General features: G+C 68.4%; 14 protein-coding genes. 10 read left to right on the top strand and 4 right to left on the bottom strand.

The genetic code is table 11. The features are described from left to right. The first annotated feature begins 53 nt into the window (after window positions 1-53). Window positions 54-3,056, top strand: coding sequence for a bifunctional [glutamine synthetase] adenylyltransferase/[glutamine synthetase]-adenylyl-L-tyrosine phosphorylase (locus tag OG219_RS14070; protein WP_266826422.1), 3,003 nt, complete (start codon window positions 54-56; stop codon window positions 3,054-3,056). 75 nt (window positions 3,057-3,131) lie between these two features. On the opposite strand, the gene OG219_RS14065 is transcribed toward OG219_RS14070, so the two are convergent. Further along, window positions 3,132-4,133, bottom strand: coding sequence for a DMT family transporter (locus OG219_RS14065; protein WP_266826420.1), 1,002 nt, complete (start codon window positions 4,131-4,133; stop codon window positions 3,132-3,134). Between the two features lie 71 nt (window positions 4,134-4,204). Here OG219_RS14065 and OG219_RS14060 point away from each other — a divergent pair, with 71 nt between their 5' ends. After that, entirely contained in the window at window positions 4,205-5,128 is a 924-nt protein-coding gene (locus tag OG219_RS14060; protein WP_266826418.1) for a LysR family transcriptional regulator, read from the top strand. Here OG219_RS14060 and OG219_RS14055 read toward each other — a convergent pair. Next, window positions 5,104-5,964 carry a phosphatase PAP2 family protein gene (locus OG219_RS14055; protein ID WP_266826416.1) on the bottom strand — a complete coding sequence of 287 codons (861 nt, stop codon included), beginning with the start codon at window positions 5,962-5,964 and terminating at the stop codon, window positions 5,104-5,106. The two genes, OG219_RS14060 and OG219_RS14055, sit on opposite strands and share 25 nt — an antisense overlap. A 110-nt stretch (window positions 5,965-6,074) precedes the next feature. Further along, window positions 6,075-7,109: a LacI family DNA-binding transcriptional regulator gene (locus tag OG219_RS14050; RefSeq protein WP_266826414.1), complete on the bottom strand. Its 1,035-nt coding sequence runs from the start codon at window positions 7,107-7,109 to the stop codon at window positions 6,075-6,077. A 478-nt stretch (window positions 7,110-7,587) separates the two neighbouring features. Here OG219_RS14050 and OG219_RS14045 point away from each other — a divergent pair, with 478 nt between their 5' ends. The 4 genes from OG219_RS14045 (at window position 7,588) to OG219_RS14030 (ending at window position 12,745) form a co-directional block, all read left to right on the top strand. Further along, the gene (locus tag OG219_RS14045; RefSeq protein ID WP_266826412.1) at window positions 7,588-8,859 is read left to right on the top strand and encodes an extracellular solute-binding protein; all 1,272 of its coding nucleotides are present in this window, start codon (window positions 7,588-7,590) and stop codon (window positions 8,857-8,859) included. Window positions 8,860-8,958: 99 nt separating this feature from the next. Continuing rightward, window positions 8,959-9,963, top strand: a complete 1,005-nt coding sequence (locus tag OG219_RS14040) for a carbohydrate ABC transporter permease (RefSeq protein ID WP_266826410.1) — start codon at window positions 8,959-8,961, stop codon at window positions 9,961-9,963. A gap of 13 nt (window positions 9,964-9,976) precedes the next feature. Further along, window positions 9,977-10,888, top strand: coding sequence for a sugar ABC transporter permease (locus tag OG219_RS14035; RefSeq protein ID WP_266826408.1), 912 nt, complete (start codon window positions 9,977-9,979; stop codon window positions 10,886-10,888). Between the two features lie 174 nt (window positions 10,889-11,062). After that, window positions 11,063-12,745 carry a glycoside hydrolase family 13 protein gene (locus tag OG219_RS14030; protein WP_266826407.1) on the top strand — a complete coding sequence of 561 codons (1,683 nt, stop codon included), beginning with the start codon at window positions 11,063-11,065 and terminating at the stop codon, window positions 12,743-12,745. Window positions 12,746-12,804: 59 nt separating this feature from the next. On the opposite strand, the gene OG219_RS14025 is transcribed toward OG219_RS14030, so the two are convergent. Then, the gene (locus OG219_RS14025) at window positions 12,805-14,853 is read right to left on the bottom strand and encodes a carbohydrate-binding module family 20 domain-containing protein (RefSeq protein ID WP_266826406.1); all 2,049 of its coding nucleotides are present in this window, start codon (window positions 14,851-14,853) and stop codon (window positions 12,805-12,807) included. Window positions 14,854-15,045: 192 nt separating this feature from the next. Between OG219_RS14025 and OG219_RS14020 the strand changes: the two genes are divergently transcribed. The 4 genes from OG219_RS14020 (at window position 15,046) to OG219_RS14005 (ending at window position 24,143) form a co-directional block, all read left to right on the top strand. Further along, entirely contained in the window at window positions 15,046-16,428 is a 1,383-nt protein-coding gene (locus tag OG219_RS14020; RefSeq protein WP_266826404.1) for an alpha-amylase family protein, read from the top strand. A 206-nt stretch (window positions 16,429-16,634) separates the two neighbouring features. After that, window positions 16,635-22,055 (top strand): pullulanase-type alpha-1,6-glucosidase, encoded by a 5,421-nt coding sequence (gene pulA / locus OG219_RS14015; RefSeq protein WP_266826402.1) that lies wholly within the window; start codon window positions 16,635-16,637, stop codon window positions 22,053-22,055. Window positions 22,056-22,126: 71 nt separating this feature from the next. Further along, window positions 22,127-23,746 carry a fused response regulator/phosphatase gene (locus tag OG219_RS14010; protein ID WP_266826400.1) on the top strand — a complete coding sequence of 540 codons (1,620 nt, stop codon included), beginning with the start codon at window positions 22,127-22,129 and terminating at the stop codon, window positions 23,744-23,746. 28 nt (window positions 23,747-23,774) lie between these two features. After that, a complete protein-coding gene (locus tag OG219_RS14005; protein WP_266826399.1) occupies window positions 23,775-24,143 on the top strand; it encodes a 5-carboxymethyl-2-hydroxymuconate Delta-isomerase in 369 nt (122 codons plus the stop codon). The last annotated feature ends 1 nt before the right edge of the window (window position 24,144 follow it).

Raw genomic sequence — 24,144 nt, 5'->3', positions numbered from 1 at the left:
CTCTCCGGTTACGCTCAAGGTCGTACGACCTTGATCCGACGGGAGGGCCGAGGATGACGGCGCCGGGGCGCAGGAGCAGTACCTTCACGCGGCTGCTGCGGCACGGTTTCACCGATCCGTCGGGCGCCGAGCGGCTTCTGGAGAGTGTCGAGCTGGCGCCGATAAAGGCCGATCCGGTGCTCCTCGACGCGCTGGGGGCCACCGCCGACCCGGATCTGGCGCTGCTCGGGCTCGTACGACTCGTCGAGGCGCAGGACGGGCGCCCGGAGCGGCATGAACTGCTCGACACGCTCATCGCGGCGAAGCCGCTGCGGGACCGGCTGCTCGGTGTGCTCGGCGCCTCCGCGGCACTCGGTGACCATCTCGCCCGGCACCCGCACGACTGGCAGGCGCTCGTGACGTACGAGCCGCAGGACCTGCATCCCGGGGTGGAGGAGTTCGAGCGGGGGCTCGCCGAGGCGGACGACCCCGTCACGCTGCGCGTCGCCTACCGGCGCTGCCTGCTCTCCATCGCCGCGCGTGACGTGTGCGGCACGACCGATCTCGCGCAGACGGCCGCCGAGCTCGCCGATCTCGCGACGGCGACCCTGCGTGCCGCGCTCGCCATCGCCCGGGCCGCCGCGCCCGACGACGCCGCGCTGTGCCGGCTCGCAGTCGTCGCGATGGGCAAGTGCGGTGGCCACGAGCTCAATTACGTGTCCGACGTCGATGTGATCTTTGTGGGGGAGGCGGTGGAGGGAGCCGATGAGGGCAAGGCGATCCAGGCCGCCACCCGGCTTGCCTCGCATCTGATGCGGATCTGCTCCGAGACCACTGTCGAGGGCAGTATCTGGCCCGTCGACGCGAACCTGCGGCCCGAGGGCAGGAACGGGCCGCTCGTACGGACGCTCAGCAGCCACCTCGCGTACTACCAGCGCTGGGCCAAGACCTGGGAGTTCCAGGCGCTCCTCAAGGCGCGGCCGGTGGCAGGCGACCTCGTGCTCGGCGAGAGCTACGTCGCCACGCTCGCGCCCCTCGTCTGGCACGCCGCCGAGCGCGCGAACTTCGTTCCCGACGTGCAGAAGATGCGGCGCAGGGTGGTGGAGAACATCCCCGTCGCCGAGGTCGATCGTGAGCTGAAGCTCGGGCCGGGAGGCTTGCGGGATGTCGAATTCGCCGTGCAGCTGCTGCAGTTGGTGCACGGGCGGGCCGATACGTCGCTGAGGAGTGGGACCACCCTTGACGCGCTGAAGGCGCTGGCCGCCGGTGGGTATGTGGGTCGTGCCGACGCCGTGCAGCTCGACGAGGCGTATCGGTTTCTGCGGTCCATGGAGCACCGGATACAGCTTTATCGGCTGCGCCGGACCCACCTCGTGCCCGAGGAGGACGCCGATCTGCGGCGCATCGGGCGGTCGTTGGGCCTGCGCGCCGATCCCGTCGTCGAGCTGAACCGCGAGTGGAAGCGGCACGCTGCCGTCGTACGTCGGCTGCACGAGAAGCTCTTCTACCGGCCGCTGCTCGATGCCGTCGCCCAACTCGCCCCCGGCGAGACCCGGTTGAGCGCCGACGCGGCTCGGGAGCGGCTGGTCGCGCTCGGGTACGCCGATCCGGCGGCGGCGCTTCGGCATCTGGAGGCGCTGGCTTCCGGGGTGTCCCGCAAGGCCGCGATCCAGCGGACGTTGCTGCCTGTGCTGCTGGGGTGGTTCGCGGATTCCGCCGACCCGGACGCGGGCCTGCTCAACTTCCGCAAGGTGTCGGACGCGTTGGGCAAGACCCCTTGGTATCTGCGGCTGTTGAGGGACGAGGGTGCCGCCGCCGAGAATCTGGCGCGCGTGCTGTCCGCCGGGCGGCTCGCGCCCGATCTGCTGATGCGTGCCCCCGAGGCCGTCGCCCTGCTCGGCGACGGGGACGGGGGCCGGGGTGGGCTCGAACCGCGGACCCGTGCCCATCTGGAGCAGGAGATCCTCGCGGCGGTGGGGCGGGCCGCCGGGGGTGAGCAGGCGGTCACGGCGGCGCGTGGGGTGAGGCGGCGGGAACTGTTCCGTATCTCCGCCGCCGACATCGTTGCCTCGTACGGCACCGAGGAGAATCCTGCCGTCGCCGACCAGGGGGCGCTGGTGGATCTGGTTGGTGGTGCGGTCTCCGATCTGACTGCTGCGACTCTTGCCGGGACGCTGCGGGCCGTCGTGCGGGACGGGTGGGGGGAGACCCTTCCTACTCGGTTCGCCGTCATCGGCATGGGGCGGTTCGGGGGGCATGAGCTGGGCTACGGGTCCGATGCCGATGTGCTGTTCGTGCATGAGCCCCGGGACGGTGTTGACGAGCAGGAGGCGTCTCGGGCCGCCAATGGTGTTGTTTCCGAGATGCGGCGGCTGCTTCAGATTCCGAGTGCGGATCCGGCGTTGATGATCGATGCGGATCTGCGGCCGGAGGGGAAGTCCGGGCCGCTTGTGCGGACGCTCAATTCTTATGAGGCGTACTACCGGCGCTGGTCGCTGGTGTGGGAGTCGCAGGCCTTGCTGCGGGCCGAAGTCGTTGCCGGTGACGCGGACTTGGGGCGGCGGTTCATCGAGCTGATCGATCCTCTGCGGTATCCGGCGGAGGGGCTCGGGGACGATGCCGTACGGGAGATTCGGCGGCTCAAGGCCCGGATGGAGTCGGAGCGGTTGCCGCGGGGGGCGGATCCGACGCTGCACACCAAGCTGGGGCGGGGTGGGTTGTCCGACGTCGAGTGGACTGTGCAGTTGCTGCAGCTTCGGCATGGGTGGGTGGAGCCGGGGTTGCGGACCACCCGGACTCGGGAGGGTCTTGCTGCGGCTTGTGCTGCGGGGCTCCTTGCCGGAGAGGATGCGGGGATTCTGGATGAGGCTTGGGTGTTGGCTACGCGGGTGCGGAACGCGGTGATGCTGGTGCGGGGGCGGGCCGGGGATACGTTTCCGTCCGATGGGCGGGAACTTGCCGCCGTGGGGCGGTACTTGGGGTATGGGCCCGGGCATGTGGGGGACATGCTCGACGACTATCGGCGGATTACTCGGCGGGCTCGGGCGCTGGTGGATGAACTGTTCTACGGGGCGTGAGTCTCGGCCCGGGCGCCTTGGGGTTCGGTGGGGGGTCGGGGCCGGGGGCCGGTACATCCGCCCGTCGCCGCCGGATCAGACCTTGGGTGAGTAGGGGAGCGTCCGGTGACGCGAACGTACGCGACGGGCTTGTGATGTACCGGCCCCCGGCCCCTTCCGTGCGTTCGCGGCTGCGGGTGCGTCGGGGGTCGCTGCTTGCTCTGGTCGTTTCGGGTTTTTGCGGGACATGGCTACGCCTGTCAGGACTATGGCCATGCCTGTGATTACTCGTAGGCCTATTTGTTCGTCCAGGATCAGGGCGCCCAGGGCTATTGAGACGACTGGGAGCAGGTAGCCGACTGTTGCTGCGCTGGTGGGGCCCTCTTCGGCGATCATGCGGTAGTTGAGGTAGAAGGTGATGCCTGTGCCGAAGATGCCCAGGATGGTGATGGAGAGCAGGGCTGTGGCGTCTGCGTTGGTCACCGTGCCTGCTGTGGGGAGGGCCAGGGTGCTCCAGGCTGTGGCGGTTAGGAGTTGGGCTGCCGATACGGCCAAGGGGGCGCCGTGGGTGGTGAGGTGGCGGGCCATGTATGCGAAGGCGATTGCGTAGCTTGCGGCGGCTGCCAGCAGGGCCCCGGCTCCCCAGCTGGTCAGGCCTTCCTGGTTCCAGGGGGCGAAGATCAGGAGTACGCCGGCGAAGCCCAGGAAGAGGCCGGTCAGGCGTAGGGGGTGGAGGCCTCGGTCCGTGCCGACGGAGAGGCCGATGACTAGGGACCAGAGGGGGGTTGTTGCGTTCAGGACGCCTGCTATGCCGGAGTCGACGGTCTGCTCGCCTATTGCGAAGAGGGCGAAGGGGATGGCGTTGCAGAGCAGGGCCGCGACGGCCAGGTGGGTCCAGAGTTTGCGGGTGCGGGGGAGGTGTTGTTTGGCCCTGTGGGCCAGGAACAGGAGTACTGCTGTGCCCAGGGCGCAGCGCGTGATCGTGATGTGGGCGGGGGACAGGCCGTGGTTCAGGGCCAGTTTGATCCAGAGGAAGCCCGAGCCCCAGAGGAGAGCGAGGGTGGCCATGCGGAGGGAGGACGCGAGGTGGCGTGGCATGCGTTTACGGTCCAGTAATTTACTTGTGAGGACAAGTGAAGGGTTTTGCATGCACTGTTAAGCTGTGCTGCATGCTTGATGTGAGGCGTATGCAGGTTCTGTCAGCTGTGGTGGGGTGTGGGTCCGTTACCGCTGCCGCGGCTGATCTCGGGTACACGCCGTCTGCCATCAGCCAGGCGATCGCCGCTCTGGAGAAGCAGGCCGGGGTCGAGCTTTTGGAGCGGGTCGGGCGTGGTGTGCGGCCTACCGCGGCGGGGGTGTTGCTTTCCGAGTACGCCGATGTCATCGGGCGGCAGGTGGCCGAGGCGGAGACCGCTCTCGGGGATCTGCGGGCCGGGCGTACGGGGCGGCTCGCGGTGCGCTACTTCGCCACGGCGGGGGCCTCGCTGGTGGCTCCTGCCATTGCCCGGTTCCGGGGCGAACATCCTGGTGTGCAGGTCGAGTTGAAGCTCGTCGATCCCGAGGATCCGCTGCCCGACGTGAAGGAGGGGCGGGCCGACCTCGCGCTCGTCGTGCGGCCGCCCGATGACTCCGGCGGGCCCGAAGGCGTACGGCTGGAGCGGCTGCTGGATGATCCCTACCGTGCCGTCCTGCCCAAGGGGCACCGGCTCGCAGGGAAGCGTGCACTGGAGCTGGCGGAGCTCGCTGATGAGCCCTGGGTCGGGAGTGAGTGGCCGGGGTCCTGTCTTGATGCTCAGCTCGACGCTTGTGCCGTGGCCGGGTTCCGGCCCCGCTTCGTGGTCGAGAGTGAGGACTATGTGACCGCTCAGGGGTTTGTGGCGGCTGGGTTGGGGGTTTCGCTCATTCCCCGGCTCGGGCTGGGGGGTCTCCATCCGGATGTTGTCATCCGTGAGGTGCGTGATCCTGAGCCTCGGCGGGCTATTTATGTGGCGGTGCGGGAGACGGCTCCTGAGCAGCCTGCGCTGCGGGGGCTGATCGACTGCTTGCGGGAGGCGGCCCGCCTGTCGAGTCAGGCTTTGATCGGCAGCAGCTGAGCTCCGCGTGTTCCCGGCACCCATCGGGGCAGCGCGTATGGCAGTGCGCCGTACCAGAGCCTTGCCACCGTGAAGCCGAAGGCCAGGCAGAGCATGCCGCCGACCGCGTCGAGCCAGAAGTGGTTGGCCGTGGCGACGATGACCACCAGGGTCGCCGTCGGGTAGAGGAGGCCCAGGATGCGGGCCCAGGGGGTGGAGGCCAGGGCGAAGATCGTGAGGCCGCACCACAGGGACCAGCCGATGTGCATGGACGGCATCGCGGCGTACTGGTTGGACATGTGCTTCAGGTCGCCGGAGGCCATCGAGCCCCAGGTCTGGTGGACCAGGACCGTGTCGACGAAGCTGCCGCCGTTCATCAGGCGGGGCGGCGCGAGCGGGTAGAAGTAGTAGCCGACGAGGGCCACCGCGGTGGTGGCGAAGAGGGCGAGGCGCGTTGCCGCGTAACGGCCGGGGTGCCAGTGGTACAGCCACACCAGAACACCCAGCGTCACCACGAAGTGCAGCGTCGCGTAGTAGTAGTTCATGCCGATGATCAACCATGTCACCGAGTTCACGGCGTGGTTGAGGGACTCCTCGAAGGCGATGCCGAGTTGGTGCTCCGCATGCCAGATCCAGTCCGCGTTGCGCAGGGCTTGTCCCCGCTGCTCCGGAACCGCGTTCCGGATCAGTGAATACGTCCAGTAACTCACCGCAATGAGCAGGATCTCGAACCAGAGGCGGGGGCGACGCGGGGTCCGCAACCTGCGCAGGAAACGCTGCCCCGCTTTCTCCTCCGCGACGGGCTGTGGAGGGGCCTGCTCCCGGCCTTCCAGTGTCGTCACGGTTGTCTCACCCATAGACACAGAGTCTGCCAGAAAAGCCTTCCCCCACCGATCATCCCTTGGTCGGGTCCCGGTCGCATGTTCTACGACGAGAGGAGGCCGACCGTGCTCCTTCTCAGGGAGGATTACGGGCGGTTTCGGTCCCCAGGTGCCGAAGCGGTCGAACCGCGCACCACCAGCTCCGGCATGAACACGAACTCACTGTGCGGCGCGGGCGTCCCGCCGATCTCCTCCAGCAACGTCCGTACCGCCGCCTGTCCCATGGCGGGCACCGGCTTGCGGACCGTCGTGAGCGGCGGGTCGGTGAAGGCTATGAGCGGGGAGTCGTCGAAGCCGACGACCGAGACGTCCTTCGGGACGTCCAGACCGCGCTGACGTGCCGCCCTTATCGCGCCGAGCGCCATCATGTCGCTCGCGCACACCACGGCCGTACAACCGCGGTCCATGAGTGCGGAGGCCGCTGCCTGGCCGCCCTCCAGCGTGTACAGCGAGTGCTGGACCAGTCGCTCCTCGATGTCGGCGGGCAGCAGCCCCAACTGCTCCTGCATCGTGCGTATGAAGCCCTCGATCTTGCGCTGCACCGGCACGAACCGCTTGGGGCCGAGCGCGAGTCCGATGCTGGTGTGGCCGAGCGAGACGAGGTGGGTGACGGCCAGGGCCATCGCCGCGCGGTCGTCCGGCGAGATGAACGGCGCCTGGACCTTCGGCGAGAAACCGTCCACGAGGACGAAGGGGACGCCCTGGGCGCGCAACTGGTCGTAACGCTGCATGTCCGCGGAGGTGTCGGCGTGCAGGCCCGAGACGAAGATGATGCCGGCGACGCCCCGGTCCACCAGCATCTCCGTCAGCTCGTCCTCGGTGGAGCCGCCCGGGGTCTGGGTCGCGAGGACCGGTGTGTAGCCCTGCCGTGTCAGCGCCTGGCCGATGACCTGCGCCAGGGCGGGGAATATGGGGTTCTCCAGCTCCGGCGTGATCAGGCCCACCAGGCCCTCGCTGCGCTGCCGCAGACGTACGGGGCGCTCGTAGCCCAGCACGTCGAGCGCGGCCAGGACGGTCTGGCGGGTGGTCGCGGCGACGCCCGGCTTCCCGTTCAGGACGCGGCTGACAGTCGCCTCACTGACCCCCGCCTGGGCTGCGATGTCGGCAAGCCGTGTGGTCACAGGATTGGACTGTACCGGCCGGGTCTCACCTTGCCCACCAACCAGACGCCGTGTGCGGGCGGTTGAACGGCCCGCTCCGGGCTGCTGCGTCATCGCGCTCCCTCGTGTAGTGGTCGGCTCGGCGTCCCGGGCGTGCGCCGCGGGAAAGGGTGGCCAGGGGGTGGCTCCTGCAAGGCGCTGACGGGGTGATGATCCTCGCACCCGGCAGGTGTGGCAAGAGCTTGCAGAGTCTTGCACAGGGGGTCGCATGTCTGCTGAGCGGCCTTGTACAGGGGTTTCGGGCCTCTGGGGTGGAGGTCACGGGCACGTAACTCTCGGCAGTCCTTGCACTTTTTTGCTGCAAGGTCTTTCGCGTCGCTTACAACGCTGTTACGTTCACGTCGCCCGGCGGACGCAACGGCGCAGTCGGCAAGTCGGCAAGGGGAGCGGGCGGGACCGCTGCCTCAACCACTCGGGCTTTCACCCTCAAGGAGATCTCATGCGGCGTGGCATAGCGGCCACCGCGCTGGTGGCGTCCATCGCCCTCGCGGCGACGGCCTGCGGCGGCAGTGACAGCGGCAGCGACAAGTCGGACGGCCCCACCACCATCACCTGGTGGGACACCTCCAACGCCACCAATGAGGCGCCGACGTACCAGGCCTTGGTCAAGGAATTCGAGAAGGCCAACACCGACGTCAAGGTCAAGTACGTCAACGTGCCCTTCGACCAGGCGCAGAACAAGTTCGACACAGCCGCCGGTGCCAGTGGCGCCCCGGACGTGCTGCGTTCCGAGGTCGGCTGGACCCCGGCGTTCGCCAAGAAGGGCTACTTCCTGCCGCTGGACGGCACCGAGGCCCTCGCGGACGAGAGCAAGTTCCAGCCCAGCCTGATCGAGCAGGCCAAGTACGACGGCAAGACGTACGGTGTGCCGCTGGTCACCGACACGCTCGCCCTCGTCTACAACAAGGCGATCTTCGAGAAGGCCGGCGTCGCGGCTCCCACCACCTGGGCCGAGCTCAAGACCGCCGCCGCCACGATCAAGAAGAAGACGGGCGTCGACGGCTACTGGGGATCGACCCAGGCCTACTACGCGCAGTCCTTCCTCTACGGCGAGGGCACCGACACCGTCGACGCCGACGCCAAGAAGATCACCGTCAACTCGGCCGCCGCGGTCAAGGGCTACGAGACCTGGCAGGGCCTCTTCGACGGCAGCGGCCTGCACAAGGCCGACACCACCGTCGACGCGTACGCCCACATCCAGGAGGCGTTCGTCAGCGGCAAGGTCGCCTCGATCATCCAGGGCCCGTGGGAGATCACGAACTTCTACAAGGGCTCGGCCTTCAAGGACAAGGCCAACCTCGGCATCGTCAGCGTCCCGGCCGGCTCCACCGGCAAGGCGGGCGCCCCGACCGGCGGCCACAACCTCTCGGTGTACGCCGGTTCGGACAAGGCCCACCAGGAAGCGTCGCTGAAGTTCCTGAAGTTCATGACCTCGGCGACCTCCCAGGAGACGATCGCCCTCAAGAACTCCACGCTGCCGACCCGCGACGACGCCTACACCGCCGACGTCAAGGCCGACCCGGGCATCGCCGGCTACCAGACGGTGCTCGTCAACGCCCAGCCGCGCCCGGCGCTGCCCGAGTACAGCTCGCTGTGGGGCCCGCTCGACATCGAGCTGAACAAGGTCGCCGCCGGCAACGAATCGCTGGACAAGGGCCTGAGCACCGCGGAGACCGCGATCGCCAAGCTGGTCCCCGACTTCAGTAAGTGACCCCGTGTGGCCGCCGGATCTGCCTGAACTGGGGGGACAGATCCGGCGGCCATCGGCCTGCGTGCGCCCAACCCCTGATCTTCCAGAAGGTGTCGAACCATGACAGTCGTCATCGACCGCGCGACCGGTAAGCGCCGTGGTGACCGAGGGCCGCGCCCCGGGCCGCTCCAGCGTCTCAAGCACGGGTACCAGAAGTTCTGGTACGCGTACGCGATGATCGCTCCGGTGGTCATCGTGCTCGGCGCGCTGGTGCTCTACCCGCTGGTGCGGGGCATCTACCTGACGTTCACGGACGCCAACAGCCTCAACTCGGCCCGCCAGATCGGCGTCAACCACATCGACGCCACCTACAAGTTCATCGGCCTGGACAACTACGCCGACATCCTGTGGGGCCCGACCTCGTACGACCGCTTCTGGTCGCACTTCATCTGGACGATCGTGTGGACGGCGCTGTGCGTGCTGCTCCACTACGCCATCGGGCTCGGTCTCGCCCTGCTGCTCAACCAGAAGCTGCGCGGGCGCACCTTCTACCGGCTCATCCTGGTGCTGCCGTGGGCCGTACCCACCTTCGTCACCGTCTTCGGCTGGCGCTTCATGCTCGCCGACAACGGCATCATCAACTCCGCCCTCGACGCGCTGCATCTGCCGTCGCCGCTGTGGCTGGAGGAGACCTTCTGGCAGCGCACCTCCGCCATCATGGTCAACACCTGGTGCGGTGTGCCCTTCATGATGGTCTCGCTGCTCGGCGGTCTGCAGTCCATCGACTCGACCCTGTACGAGGCCTCCGAGATGGACGGCGCCAACGCCTGGCAGCGCTTCCGGCACGTGACGCTGCCGGGACTGCGGCCCGTCAGCTCCACCGTCGTACTCCTCGGCGTCATCTGGACGTTCAACCAGTTCGCCGTCATCTTCCTGCTCTTCGGCGACACCGCCCCGGACGCGCAGATCCTCGTCACCTGGGCCTACTACCTGGGCTTCGGCCAACAGCCGCGCGACTACGCGCAGTCGGCCGCCTACGGTGTCCTGCTGCTGTCCATCCTGATCGTCTTCACCTCCGTCTACCGACGCTGGCTGGCCCGCAATGAGCAGCAGCTCGCGAACTGAGGCAGGAGCCCCCATGAGCACCACACTTCAGAGCTCCGCTCCGGCGGACAAGGTTCCCACGGACCACGCCTTGCCTCCCCGCAAGTCGCGCCGGCGCGGTGAGAACAGCCTCGCCGGGTCGATCACCTCGCACGGCATCCTGATCGTCGCCAGCCTCGTCGCGCTGTTCCCGATCGCCTGGCTGGTCTACCTGTCCCTCGGCCCGGACAAGGACGACTATCTGCACCCCGGGCGCATCTTCGGCAAGATGACGCTCGACAACTACGCGTTCGTGCTCCAGCACACGCCGTTCTTCGACTGGCTGTGGAGCACGCTCGTCGTGTCGCTCGGCACCACCTTCATCGGGGTGCTGGTCGCCGCAACCACCGGCTACGCGGTCTCCCGCATGCGCTTCCCCGGCTACAAGAAGTTCATGTGGGTCCTGCTGGTCACCCAGATGTTCCCGGTCGCCGTACTGATGGTGCCGATGTACGAGATCCTTTCCGAACTCCAGCTCATCGACAACTACTTCGGCCTGATCCTCGTCTACTGCTCGACCGCCGTGCCGTACTGCGCCTGGCTGCTCAAGGGCTACTTCGACACGATCCCGTTCGAGATCGACGAGGCGGGACGCGTCGACGGGCTGAGCCCCTTCGGTACCTTCGCGCGGCTGATCCTGCCGCTCGCCAAGCCGGGCCTGGCGGTTGCCGCGTTCTACAGCTTCATCACCGCGTTCGGCGAGGTCGCCTTCGCCTCGACGTTCATGCTGTCCGACACGAAGTACACCTTCGCCGTCGGTCTGCAGAGCTTCGTCAGCGAGCACGACGCGCAGCGCAACCTGATGGCCGCCACCGCCGTGCTGGTCGCGATACCCGTCTCCGCGTTCTTCTACCTTGTGCAGAAGAACCTGGTGGCCGGCCTCACCGCGGGCGGCACGAAGGGCTGACGCCCGCTCGGAAGCTCCCGCGCGACCCTGTCGCGCGGGTGGCGGCCGCGGTGACCATCCGACCCCGCTGTCACCGCGGCCGCCTCGTCCCGTTGTCTCCATACACGCCCATGACCCGAATCCCCCACTCTCGGCTCCGCTCGACCGGGGGACCCCCATCGCATCAAGGACGCCATGAGCCAGCACTCCACCGACCAGGCCCCGACCTCCGTCCTCGCCACCGTCGCCGCACATCGCGACTGGTGGCGCGACGCGGTGATCTACCAGGTCTATCCGCGCAGCTTCGCCGACAGCAACGGTGACGGCATGGGCGACCTGGAGGGCGTACGTTCCAGACTTCCCTACCTGCGCGACCTCGGCGTGGACGCCGTGTGGCTGAGCCCCTTCTACGCCTCGCCGCAGGCCGACGCCGGCTATGACGTGGCGGACTACCGGGCCGTCGACCCCATGTTCGGCAACCTGCTCGACGCCGACGCCCTGATCCGCGACGCCCACGAGCTGAGCCTGCGGATCATCGTCGACCTCGTCCCCAACCACTCCTCCGACCAGTACGAGTGGTTCAAGCGGGCCCTCGCCGAGGGGCCGGGTTCCCCTCTCCGGGAGCGCTACCACTTCCGGCCCGGCAAGGGCGAGAACGGCGAACTGCCGCCCAACGACTGGGAGTCCATCTTCGGCGGCCCCGCCTGGACGCGGGTCACCGAGCCGGACGGCACCCCGGGCGAGTGGTACCTGCACCTCTTCGCGCCCGAGCAGCCCGACTTCAACTGGGAACACCCGGCCGTCGGCGACGAGTTCCGCTCCATCCTCAGGTTCTGGCTCGACATGGGCGTCGACGGCTTCCGCATCGACGTGGCGCACGGACTTGTGAAGGCGGAGGGCCTGCCGGACCTGGGTTCCCACGAGCAGCTGAAGCTCCTGGGCAACGATGTCATGCCGTTCTTCGACCAGGACGGCGTGCACGACGTCTACCGCCAGTGGCGCACGATCCTCGACGAGTACTCGGGCGAGCGCATCTTCGTCGCCGAGGCGTGGACCCCGACCATCGAGCGCACCGCCAACTACGTGCGCCCCGACGAGCTGCACCAGGCCTTCAACTTCCAGTACCTGGGCACTCATTGGGACGCACCCGAGCTGCGCTCCTGCATCGACCGCACGCTGGACGCCATGCGCCCGGTCGGCGCCCCCGCCACCTGGGTCCTTTCCAACCACGACGTGACCCGGCACGCCACCCGCTTCGCCAACGAGGCCGGGCTCGGCACCCAGATCCGCACCGCGGGCGACCGCGAGCTGGGCCTGCGCCGGGCACGGGCGGCGACCCTGCTGATGCTGGCGCTGCCCGGCTCCGCGTACCTCTACCAGGGCGAGGAGCTCGGCCTGCCGGACGTCGTGGACCTGCCGGACGAGGTGCGCCAGGACCCCGCCTACTTCCGGGGCGCGGGCCAGGACGGCTTCCGCGACGGCTGCCGGGTGCCGATCCCGTGGACCCGCGAGGGCTCCTCGTACGGCTTCGGAAGCGGTGGCAGCTGGCTGCCGCAGCCCGCCGAGTGGGCCGAGCTGAGCGTCGAGGCGCAGACCGGCGCGGCGGGCTCCACCCTGGAGCTGTACCGCGAGGCGCTCGCCGTCCGGCGGGAGCGGCGCGACCTCGGCGCGGGCGACTCCGTCGAGTGGCTGAGGGCACCGGAGGGCGTACTCGCCTTCCGCCGCGGGGAGTTCGTCTGCACCGCCAACACCGGCACCGAGGCGGTGACCGTCCCGGCGTACGGCCGCGTGCTGATCGCCAGCGGCGAGGTGACCCTCTCGGAGGACGGCGGCGAGGCGAAGCTGCCGGCGGACGTCACCGTGTGGTGGACGGTCTGACACGCGTGTGAGCGGTGCCCCGGTCCACGGGGCACCGCTCATCTCCTCGCAGGGCCTGCCTACTTCCAGGTGTCGGTCACGCTGTAGCCCGCCCCCGAACCCGTGCTGTAGGTCCGGTTGGCGCCCGACTCCCACGTCACGTTCCCGGACGCGTCCTTCTTGATGTACTTGTACTCGAACGACGTCGACCTGGGCACGATCGCGAGCCTGCCCCAGTACGGGTAGGAGGCGGAGGAGAGCGGGATCGCGTCGGCGGTGTTCCAGGAGCCGAGTGACGGGATCGAGCCGACGACGTACACGTTGGTGCCGGAGCTGGTCGTGGCGTTCACGCCGAAGGTCACGTCTGTGGCGTTGGCGCTCGCCACGTTCCAGGAGCTGTTGGTCGCCACGGCCGAAGTGCCCGTGGTGAGCGTTCTGTTGGCGTTGGACTCCCAGGTGACGTTGCCGGAGCCGTCCTTCTTGATGAACTTGTACTCGATGCTGCTGTTCTGCGGCACGGAGACGTCCGTCTTCCAGACGGGGTAGCCGGCCGAGGAGAGCTTCACCGCGCTGGACGTGTTCCAGCTGCCGAGCGCCGAGACCGAGCCGACCACGTACACATCGGTGCCGGAGGTCGTCGACGCGTACTCGTTGAAGGTGGCCGTCACCGTGCCGGTGCCCGGATCGGTGCTGCCGCCGCCGCAGTTGACGGTGCAGATGTAGTCCGGGTCGTAGAAGGCGACCGCCCCCTTGGCCGGCACGGTGAGTGTGGCCTTGCCGCCGGTGACCGTGACCGTCGTGGCGCCGCCGTCGATCACGTTCGGGTAGGTGCCGTCGGCGAGACCGGTCGTGTACGCGTACGTGTTCGCGCCGGAACTGTTGTTGATGGCGACGAACCCGGCGCCGCCCCGGCCGAAGCCGATCACATTGGACGCGGGGGACTGCCAGTTGGCGACGGAGTAGCCGGTCGCCGCGTTGTGCCAGCCGACCATGCCCGAGACCGCGGTGTCGCGGTCCAGGCAGGACCAGCCGCTCGCGCAGTTGGTGTCGGTGACGAAGCCGCCCGAGTTCGGCGGGGCCTCGTCGCTCTGGCCGAAGGTCCAGCCGGCGTAGACGGACGGTGTGCCGTAGCCGCGGGCCAGCTGGAAGACGTTGGCGAGCACGGCTGTGGAGCCGTCCTTGTAGCTGAGCGAGTAGCCGTTGCGCTCGGTGTCGTGGTTGGTGACGAAGGTGTTGGAGTTCGCCTCGGTGGCCAGCCCCCAACTGCTCCCGAAACTCGACAGGTTGGCGATGTCGCCCTGGAACTGCGACTTCACCTGGGAGGCGAAGGTGAAGTCGAGGACGTCACCGGTGCCGTAGTACTCGTCGAGCGAGGGCGGGGTGCCCGGGTAGATCTCCTGCGTGATGTACGGCGCCGAGCCCGAGGTCGTCGTATGCAGACCGGCGACGATGGCGCTCATGTCGGCGGCCTCGATGTGCTTGGCCGCGTCCACCCGGAAGCCGTCGACACCGAGGTCGATCTGCTGGTTGAGGAAGCCGATGATCTTCGTGCGGACGCCGCTCTCGGCGGTGTCCAGGTCGGGCAGGCCCAGGAGTTCGCAGTGCTGGACCTGGTAGCGGTTGGTCCAGTCCGTGATCGTCGTGGTGCAGTCGTTGCTGTCGGCCGGGTCGTAGTCCGGGGTGTCGTACTTGCTGGTGAGGACGGTGCCGTTGTAGCCGGTGCCGGTCTGGGCGGCGGTGTGGTTGATCACGGCGTCCGTGTAGACCTTGATGCCGGCGGCGTGGCAGGTGTCGACCATGGTCTTGAACTGGGTCGCCGTCCCGAAACGGCTGTTCAGGTTGTACGCGTACGGCTGGTACACGTCCCACCAGTAGAAGTTGGACTGCTTGAGCGACTCGGCGGGCGGCGCGACCTGCACCGCTCCGTATCCGGCCGGGTCGAGCACATCGGTGCACTCGGCGGCGACCGACTTCCAGTTCCACTCCCACAGGTTGGCGATCACATCCCCGTTGGGTATACCGGTGTCGGCCGCGGCGGCCTGCTGGGCGGGCAGCGCGGCAAGACCGCCGACAGCCAGTGCGGCGGTCAGCAGCAGCCTGGTGATCCTTCTGCGTCTTAAGGCCATCATGGTGCGGCTCCTCCTCGGATCCGGCCGGCTCGACCGGGACGCGCGGGGCGTCGGCTCGTGTGGAGCGTGGGACCGCCGAAGGGTCCGCGTCAATACAGGAGTTGGAAGTTCTTTCGACATCTTGCTGAAACTTGTCTGCAAGAGATACGTTCCGATCCCCCCACCCGCACAAGGAAGTGCAGGAGCACTCACATGGCAAGGAAAACGCTTGCCGCCACGCTCGCCCTCGCGGCGGGCCTGGCGGTCACGGTGGCCGTACCCCCAGGCACGGCGGCGGCCTCCCCGCCCGGCACCAAGGACGTCACCGCCGTCCTCTTCGAGTGGGACTTCGACTCCGTCGCGACGGAGTGCGCCAGCCGTCTCGGCCCCGCCGGGTACGGCTTCGTCCAGGTCTCACCGCCCGCCGAGCACATCCAGGGCTCGCAGTGGTGGACCTCGTACCAGCCGGTCAGCTACCAGATAGCCGGGCGGCTCGGCAACGCCACCGACTTCCAGGACATGGTCACCGCTTGCCACAACGCGGGCGTGAAGGTCGTCGTCGACACGGTCATCAACCACATGTCGGCGGGCAGCGGCACCGGCACCGGCGGTTCGTCGTACACGAAGTACAACTACCCGGGTCTGTACTCCTCGTACGACTTCGACGACTGCACCGCCAGCATCAGCGACTACACGAACCGCACCAATGTGCAGAACTGTGAGCTGGTCGGTCTCGCGGACCTGGACACGGGCGAGTCGTACGTCCGCTCCGCCATCGCCGGCTACATGAACACTCTGCTCGGCTACGGTGTCGACGGCTTCCGCATCGACGCGGCCAAGCACATGCCGGCGGCCGACCTCGCCAACATCAAGTCCCGGCTGAGCAATTCGAGCGTGTACTGGAAGCAGGAGGTCATCTACGGCTCGGGCGAGGCCGTCCAGCCGACCGAGTACACCGGCAACGGCGACGTCCAGGAGTTCCGGTACGCGTACGACCTCAAGCGGGTCTTCAACAACGAGAACCTCGCCTACCTGAGCAACTACGGCGAGGGCTGGGGCTACATGAGCAGCGGTGTCTCGGCCGTCTTCGTCGACAACCACGACACCGAGCGCAACGGCTCGACCCTGAACTACAAGGACGGTGCGAACTACACCCTCGCGAACGTCTTCATGCTCGCCTGGCCGTACGGCGCCCCGGACGTCAACTCCGGCTACGAGTGGTCCAGCACGGACGCCGGACCGCCCAACGACGGTACGGTCAACGCCTGTTGGCAGGACGGCTGGAAGTGCCAGCACGCCTGGCCGGAGATCCAGTCGATGGTCGCCTTCCGCAACACCACCCGCGGTGAGTCGGTCACCAACTGGTGGGACAACGGCGCCGACGCCATCGCGTTCGGCCGCGGCTCCAAGGGCTACGTGGCCATCAACCACGAGTCGTCCTCGCTGACCCGCACCTACCAGACCTCCCTCGCGGCGGGCACGTACTGCAACGTCCAGAGCAACACGACCGTCACGGTGAACAGTTCGGGCCAGTTCACGGCGACGCTCGGCACGAACACGGCGCTGGCGATCTACTCGGGCAAGTCCAGCTGCTGAGTGGTGGCAGAAGAGGGCCCGTTCACCGACGTCCTGGTGAACGGGCCCTTTGTCCGAGCCGGATGTGAAAGTTCTTGCCATCGGTTTCAAGACTCTTGCTGTAAACCTTTCGTAAGCGATACGGTCACGCCGGCGCCCGGCAACGAAGCCGAGCCGCGGCGTGGGGTCGGACCCGAATGAGCCGTAATCGCAAGGAGTTCAGGCCTGTGATACCGAGATGGTCGGCGCCCTGGGCGCACCGCACCCCCCATCACACCGCGCGGCGCGGACGGATCGCGGCTGTCGCCGTGGCCGCCCTCGCCGCAGCACTCGTCCAGCCCGTCACGGCCGGCGCCGCGACTCCGCCCGCGCCTCCGTCCGACGCGGCCCTCGCCAAGACGGCCGCCCGCAACGACGCGACCCGCGAGCAGTTCTACTTCGTCCTCCCGGACCGCTTCGCCAACGGCGACACCTCCAACGACGAGGGCGGCCTGACCGGTTCACGTCTGTCGACCGGCTACGACCCCACCGACAAGGGCTTCTACCAGGGCGGCGACCTCAAGGGCCTGACGAAGAAGCTCGACTACATCAAGGGCCTCGGCACCACCTCCATCTGGATGGCGCCGATCTTCAAGAACCAGCCCGTACAGGGCACCGGCGACAACGCCTCGGCCGGCTACCACGGCTACTGGATCACCGACTTCACCCAGGTCGACCCGCACTTCGGCACCAACAAGGACCTGGAGACGCTGATCTCCAAGGCCCACGCCAAGGGCATGAAGGTCTTCTTCGACGTCATCACCAACCACACCGCTGATGTCGTCGACTACGAGGAGAAGTCCTACGGCTACCTCTCCAAGGGCGCCTTCCCGTATCTGACGGAGGACGGCGAGCCCTTCGACGACGCCGCCTACGCAGGCAGTACAGCCGGTTCGCAGGACTTCCCCGAGGTCGACGCGGACTCCTTCCCGCGCACGCCGACCGTGACGGCCGCGAAGCAGGACGCCAAGGTCCCGTCGTGGCTCAACGACACGACGATGTACCACAACCGCGGCGACTCCACCTTCGCCGGCGAAAGCTCCGAGAACGGCGACTTCTCCGGCCTCGACGACCTGTGGACCGAGCGTCCCGAGGTCGTCAGCGGCATGGAGAAGATCTACGAGAAGTGGGTTCGCGACTTCGACATCGACGGCTTCCGGATCGACACCGTGAAGCACGTCAACATGGAGTTCTGGACGCAGTGGGCCACCGCCCTCGACGCGTACGCGGCGAAGCAGGGCCGCGACGACTTCTTCATGTTCGGTGAGGTCTACTCCGCCGACACGTCGATCACTTCGCCGTACGTCACCGAGGGGCGCCTCGACTCCACGCTCGACTTCCCCTTCCAGGAAGCGGCCCGCCAATACGCCTCCCAGGGCGGCAGCGCGCAGAAGCTGGCCTCGGTCTTCGGCGACGACTACAAGTACACGACGGACAAGGCCAACGCGTACGAGCAGGTCACCTTCCTCGGCAACCACGACATGGGCCGCATCGGGTACTTCCTGAACCAGGACAACCCGAACGCGACCGACGCCGAGCTGCTCAAGAAGGACAAGCTCGCGAACGAGCTGATGTTCCTCAGCCGCGGCAACCCGGTCGTCTACTACGGCGACGAGCAGGGCTTCACCGGCGCGGGCGGCGACAAGGACGCCCGCCAGACGATGTTCGCCTCCAAGACCGCCGACTACCTCGACGACGACGAACTCGGCACTGACCGCACCCACGCGAGCGACGCCTACGACACGAGTGCACCGCTCTACAAGCAGATCAGTGCTCTCGCGAAGCTCCGCAAGGACAACCCCGCCCTCGCTGACGGCGTCCAGACGGAGCGGTACGCCGCCGACGGCGCCGGTGTCTACGCCTTCTCCCGTACGGACGCGAAGACCGGCACCGAGTACGTCGTCGCAGTGAACAACGCCGGCGAGGCGAAGACGGCGACCTTCGCCACGGGCTCGGCGGACATGAGCTTCCGCGGGATCTACGGCACCCAGGACACCGTCACCAGCACCGCCGACAGCAAGGTCACCGTCACCGTCCCGGCCGGTTCCTCGATCGTCCTCAAGGCCGCGGGCAGGCTCGGCGCACCCGCCGCGAAGCCGGCGCTCACCCTGAAGGCACCGGACGCGGGCGTCACCGGCACCGTCGAGCTGAGTGCCGACGTCACCGGCGGTCAGCTCAACCGTGTCGTCTTCGCCGCCCAGGTCGGCAACGCCAAGTGGCAGACGCTCGGCTCCGCCGACCACGCCCCGTACAAGGTCACCCAGGCCATCGGTGAGGACGTACCGGCCGGAACCGCCTTGCGCTACAAGGCAGTTGTCATCGACTCGGCCGGACGCACCTCGAGCGCCACCGCCACCTCCGTCACGGGCACCCCGCCCGTCGAAGAGGTCCCGACGGCCTCCTCGCGCGACTACGCGATCGTCCACTACAAGCGCACCGACGGCGACTACACCGACTGGCGGCTCTACGCCTGGGGCGACCTCGCCGACGGCGAGGCGACGACCTGGCCCGAGGGCCACGACTTCATCGGCCGCGACGCCTACGGGGCCTTCGCCTACGTCAAGTTGAAGCCCGGCGCCTCCAGTGTCGGCTATCTCGTGATCGACAAGGACGGCAACAAGGACGTCTCCGCCGACCGCACGATCGACGTCACGAAGACGGGCGAGATCTGGGTCGAGCAGGGCAAGGAAGCCGTCCTCACCGAGAAGCCCGACTACCCGGCGCAGGACAAGACCAAGGCGGTCGTGCACTACCACCGCGCCGACGGGAACTACGACGGCTGGGGACTGCACGTCTGGACGGGCGCCGCGACGGGCACGGACTGGTCGAAGCCCCTGGAACCGGTGGACACTGACGCCTATGGCGCTGTGTACGAGGTGCCGCTCGCCGAGGGTGCCACCAGCCTCAGTTACATCCTCCACAAGGGCGACGAGAAGGACCTCCCCACCGACCAGTCGCTCGACCTCACGGCGAACGGCCACGAGGTGTGGCTGTTGAACGGCCAGGAGAAGTACCTGCTCCCGCAGCCGGCGGGCAGTGCGGCCGCGCTCGACCTGACCACGTCCAAGGCGGTCTGGATCGACCGGAACACGGTCGTCTGGAACGGCTCCGAAGCGGCCGTGTCCACGCAGCTGCTCTACTCGCGCGACGGTTCGATCGCGGTGAAGGACGGCGCGCTGACCGGTGACGCCAAGTGGCTCCGCCTGTCCAAGTCCACCCTCACCGACGCCCAGAAGACCGCCTTCCCGCACCTCAAGGACTACACCGCCTGGACCGTCGACCCGCGCGACCGGGACAGGGTCCGTGAAGCGCTGAACGGTCAGATCGTCGCCTCGCAGCGCGCCGTGAACGGAGCGGTGCTCGCGGCGACGGGCGTCCAGATCGCGGGCGTACTCGACGATCTGTACGACGCGACGAAGGCGGACCTCGGCCCGACCTTCCGCAACGGCGTACCCACGCTCGCCGTCTGGGCGCCCACCGCACAGAGCGTCTCCCTGGACCTCGACGGCTCCACCGTCGCCATGAAGCGGAACAGCACCACCGGCGTCTGGTCCGTCACCGGCAAGAAGTCCTGGGCGAACAAGCCCTACCGGTACGTCGTCAAGGTGTGGGCGCCGACCGTCCAGAAGGTCGTCACCAACACGGTCACCGACCCCTACTCGGTGGCCCTGACCGCCGACTCCGAGCAGAGCCTCGTCGTCGACCTGGACGCCAAGTCCCTTGCCCCGAGCGGCTGGTCGACTCTCGAGAAGCCCGCGGCGGTGGCGCTGAAGGACGCCCAGATCCAGGAGCTGCACATCCGGGACTTCTCGGTGGCGGACTCCACTGCCGAGAACCCGGGCACCTACCTCGCCTTCGCCGACAAGGACAGCGACGGCTCCAAGCACCTGCGGGAACTGGCCAAGTCCGGCACCTCGTACGTGCATCTGCTGCCCGCGTTCGACATCGCCACCATCCCCGAGAAGAAGTCCGACCAGGCGACCACCGACTGCGACCTCGCCTCCTACCCGGCCGACTCCGACAAGCAGCAGGAGTGCGTGGCGAAGATCGCCGCGAAGGACGCCTACAACTGGGGCTACGACCCGTACCACTACACCGTTCCGGAGGGCTCGTACGCGACCGACCCGGACGGCACGGACCGTACGGTCGAGTTCCGCCAGATGGTCAAGTCGCTGAACGAGGACGGCCTGCGGGTCGTCATGGACGTGGTCTACAACCACACCGCTGCCAGCGGTCAGGCCGACACGTCAGTACTCGACAGGATCGTGCCCGGCTACTACCAGCGGCTCCTCGCCGACGGCAGCGTCGCCAACTCCACCTGCTGCGCCAACACGGCGACCGAGAACGCCATGATGGGCAAGCTGGTGGTGGACTCGATCGTCACCTGGGCCAAGGAGTACAAGGTCGACGGCTTCCGCTTCGACCTCATGGGCCACCACCCCAAGGCCAACATCCTCGCGGTCCGCAAGGCCCTCGACGCGCTCACCCTGGCCAAGGACGGCGTCGACGGCAAGAAGATCATCCTGTACGGCGAGGGCTGGAACTTCGGCGAGGTGGCCGACGACGCCCGCTTCACGCAGGCCACGCAGAAGAACATGGCGGGGACGGGCATCGCGACCTTCTCCGACCGTGCGCGTGACGCCGTACGCGGCGGCGGCCCCTTCGACGAGGACCCCGGCGTCCAGGGCTTCGCGTCCGGCCTCTACACCGACCCCAACTCCTCGACCAGCAACGGCACTTCGGCCGAGCAGAAGGCCCGCCTGCTCCACTACCAGGACCTGATCAAGGTCGGGCTCAGTGGCAATCTCGCCAAGTTCAGCTTCACCGACACCAGCGGCAAGGAGGTCCAGGGCTCCGAGGTCGACTACAACGGCCAGGCGGCCGGATACGCGGACGCGCCCGGAGACGCCCTCGCGTACGCCGACGCGCACGACAACGAGTCCCTATACGACGCCCTCACCTACAAACTGCCCGCGGCGACGAGCGCGAGCGACCGGGCCCGTATGCAGGTCCTGGCCATGGCGACGGCCACCCTCTCGCAGGGCCCGTCCCTCTCCCAGGCCGGCTCCGACCTGCTGCGCTCCAAGTCCCTGGACCGCAACTCCTACGACAGCGGTGACTGGTTCAACGGCATCCACTGGAACTGCCAGGACGGCAACGGCTTTGGAGGCGGGCTGCCGATGGCGGCCGACAACGCCTCCAAGTGGCCCTACGCCACACCGCTGTTGACCTCCGTCAAGGTGGGCTGCGACCAGATCGACGGCACCTCGGCCGCGTACCAGGATCTGCAGAAGGTCCGTACGACGGAGAGCGTCTTCTCCCTCGCCACGGCCGACCAGGTGCAGTCGAAGCTCTCCTTCCCGCTGTCGGGGACGGACGAGACACCCGGCGTGATCACGATGGAGCTCGGCGACCTCGTCGTCGTCTTCAACGCGACCCCCGACAAGCAGGAGCAGACGGTCGACGCACTGGCCGGGACTGCGTACGCGCTGCATCCGGTGCAGGCGGCGGGCGCGGACTCCACCGTCAAGTCCTCTACGTATGCGGCGAATTCGGGCACGTTCGCCGTTCCGGGACGCACTGTGGCGGTATTTGCGCGGACTTCCTGAAAAGGGCATTACCTTGGTGGGGCAGACCCCGAACCCCGGTCTGCCCCACCGGCGTGTCCAAAGGCTGGCAGATGGATGTCAACGGCAAGCGGACAGATACGACCGTGCTGGTCGTGGACGACGTGGCGGCCAGCCGGTACGCCATGAGTGCCGTGCTGCGGCGCGCCGGTTACCAGGTCGTCCCGGTGGCCAGCGGATCCGAGGCGCTCGTCGAACTCGACGTACGGCTGCGCAAGGGCGCCCTGCCCGACGTGGCGCTCATAGATGTGGGCCTGCCGGACATGAGCGGCTTCGAGCTGTGCCGCCGGCTCAAGGCCCGGCCGCACATGGCCGGACTGCCCGTCGTGCACTTCTCGGCCGCCTCCGTCGCCCCGGCCGACCGGTGCGAGGGTCTTGACGCGGGCGGCGAGGCGTATCTGACGGTGCCCGCCGAGCCCGAGGAGATCGACGCGGTCGTCCGGGCCGCGGTGCGCGCCGCACGGCTGCGGGCCGACGACCAGGCGCTGGCACGGCGGCTGACGCGGCTGGCGGAGACGATCGTCGCCATCCAGACGGCACGCTCACCGCAGGAACTCGCCGACGCCGCCGCCGAGGGCACCGCGCGGCTCACCGGCGGTCCCGCCGCCGTCTTCGTCCTCGGCCCGGACGACGAGCTGTACCGCGCCACCTCACGCGACCGCACCTCGCTCGCGATGCCGGACGAGGGCGCCCACCGGACCGTGGCCGGTCTCCTCCGGCGGCTCACCCGCGGGCAGGCCGGGGTGCGGATCACCACGGTGCCCGCGCCGCTGTGGCCCGCCGGGTTCTTCCGGCCACAAGTGCAGCACGACGCCCGGATGGCGCTGATCCCCATCCAGGACGGCAGGGCCGCGGTGTGCCTCGCGACACCCACCCGCGGGGTGCGCCGGGTGAACCCCGAGGGCGAGGCCCTGGTCGCCCGGCTCGCCGAGGCCACCGCGCTCGCCGCCGAGCCGCTGCTCATGTACCAGGTCGAGCGGCACGTCGCCCTCACCCTCCAGCACAGCTTCCTGCCCCAGCCGCACCGGCTGCCCGACCTGCCGGGCCTCGACGTCGTGGTCCGGTACGTGCCCGCGTCCCAGGAGACCGAGATCGGCGGCGACTTCTACGCGGCCCTGCGCACCGACGAGGGCGTGCTCGCCGCGGTCGGCGACGTCGTCGGGCACTCGCTGGAGGCGGCCACCGTCATGGTCGAGATCCGGCACGCCCTGCGCGCCTACTGCGTCGACGAGAGCGACCCGGCCGTGCTCGCCGAACGCCTCGACCGGATGCTCCAGCGCTACCACCCCGACGTCACCGCCACCGTCTGCCTGCTCCTCATCGACCCGGCCACCGGACGCACCCGCATCGCCAACGCGGGCCACATCCCGCCGCTGATCATCCGGGACTCCGGCAGTGCCGACTACGCCAAGGCCGCCGGACCGCTGCTCGGCGTGGGCCTGCCCCACCCGCCGCCCACCGAGCTGTTCCTCGAACCCACCGACCGGCTCCTCATGATCACCGACGGCCTGATCGAGACCCGGGGCACCGACCTCGCGGCCTCGATGGAGCAACTCCGCGCGGCCGCCTCCGGTGCCCTGCCCGGCCTGGACGCCCTGTGCGACACGCTCCTGGCCTCCTTCGGCCGCGACCGGGAGGACGACATCGCGCTGCTTGCGCTGCGGCTAGGGTGATCGGGATACGTCTAGAACAGGAGTGCCCATGCCGCAGATCACCGTCGAACGCTCCCCAGGGCTCGATCACGTCGACTGGAACGCCTTCGCGCTCGCGCTGCACCCGGTTGTCGTCGAGGTGGCGGCCGCGCGGCTCGAGGCGTGCAAGACGCGGGTCCTGCGGACCGAGGACGAAGTCGTGGGAGACGCGGCGGTAACAGGCACAAGCGGGCCCGCCATCGTGCACGTCACGCTCGCCCTCCTCCCCGGCCGCACCGACGAGACGAAGGCCCAGCTCACCGAAGCCGTACTGGACCTGCTGCGCAAGCACATCGAGCCCGAGGACGGGGTCACGGCGGTCCACGCCTCCGCCGAGGTACGCGACCTCGACCCGTCGTACCGGAAGTACGAGGAGTAGC

Source organism: Streptomyces sp. NBC_00038 (genome assembly GCF_026343635.1).
Taxonomy (GTDB): Bacteria; Actinomycetota; Actinomycetes; order Streptomycetales; family Streptomycetaceae; genus Streptomyces.
Note: the sequence above shows the minus strand (reverse complement) of the source record. Positions and strands in the feature narration are given on the sequence as shown.

Bases quoted from the DNA above. Each gene is read 5' to 3' on its own strand.
- OG219_RS14070 (WP_266826422.1), top strand. From the start codon at position 54: ATGACGGCGCCGGGGCGCAGGAGCAGTACCTTCACGCGGCTGCTGCGG.
- OG219_RS14065 (WP_266826420.1), bottom strand. From the start codon at position 4,133: ATGCCACGCCACCTCGCGTCCTCCCTCCGCATGGCCACCCTCGCTCTC.
- OG219_RS14060 (WP_266826418.1), top strand. From the start codon at position 4,205: ATGCTTGATGTGAGGCGTATGCAGGTTCTGTCAGCTGTGGTGGGGTGT.
- OG219_RS14055 (WP_266826416.1), bottom strand. From the start codon at position 5,964: ATGGGTGAGACAACCGTGACGACACTGGAAGGCCGGGAGCAGGCCCCT.
- OG219_RS14045 (WP_266826412.1), top strand. From the start codon at position 7,588: ATGCGGCGTGGCATAGCGGCCACCGCGCTGGTGGCGTCCATCGCCCTC.
- OG219_RS14040 (WP_266826410.1), top strand. From the start codon at position 8,959: ATGACAGTCGTCATCGACCGCGCGACCGGTAAGCGCCGTGGTGACCGA.
- OG219_RS14035 (WP_266826408.1), top strand. From the start codon at position 9,977: ATGAGCACCACACTTCAGAGCTCCGCTCCGGCGGACAAGGTTCCCACG.
- OG219_RS14030 (WP_266826407.1), top strand. From the start codon at position 11,063: ATGAGCCAGCACTCCACCGACCAGGCCCCGACCTCCGTCCTCGCCACC.
- OG219_RS14025 (WP_266826406.1), bottom strand. From the start codon at position 14,853: ATGATGGCCTTAAGACGCAGAAGGATCACCAGGCTGCTGCTGACCGCC.
- OG219_RS14020 (WP_266826404.1), top strand. From the start codon at position 15,046: ATGGCAAGGAAAACGCTTGCCGCCACGCTCGCCCTCGCGGCGGGCCTG.
- OG219_RS14010 (WP_266826400.1), top strand. From the start codon at position 22,127: ATGGATGTCAACGGCAAGCGGACAGATACGACCGTGCTGGTCGTGGAC.
- OG219_RS14005 (WP_266826399.1), top strand. From the start codon at position 23,775: ATGCCGCAGATCACCGTCGAACGCTCCCCAGGGCTCGATCACGTCGAC.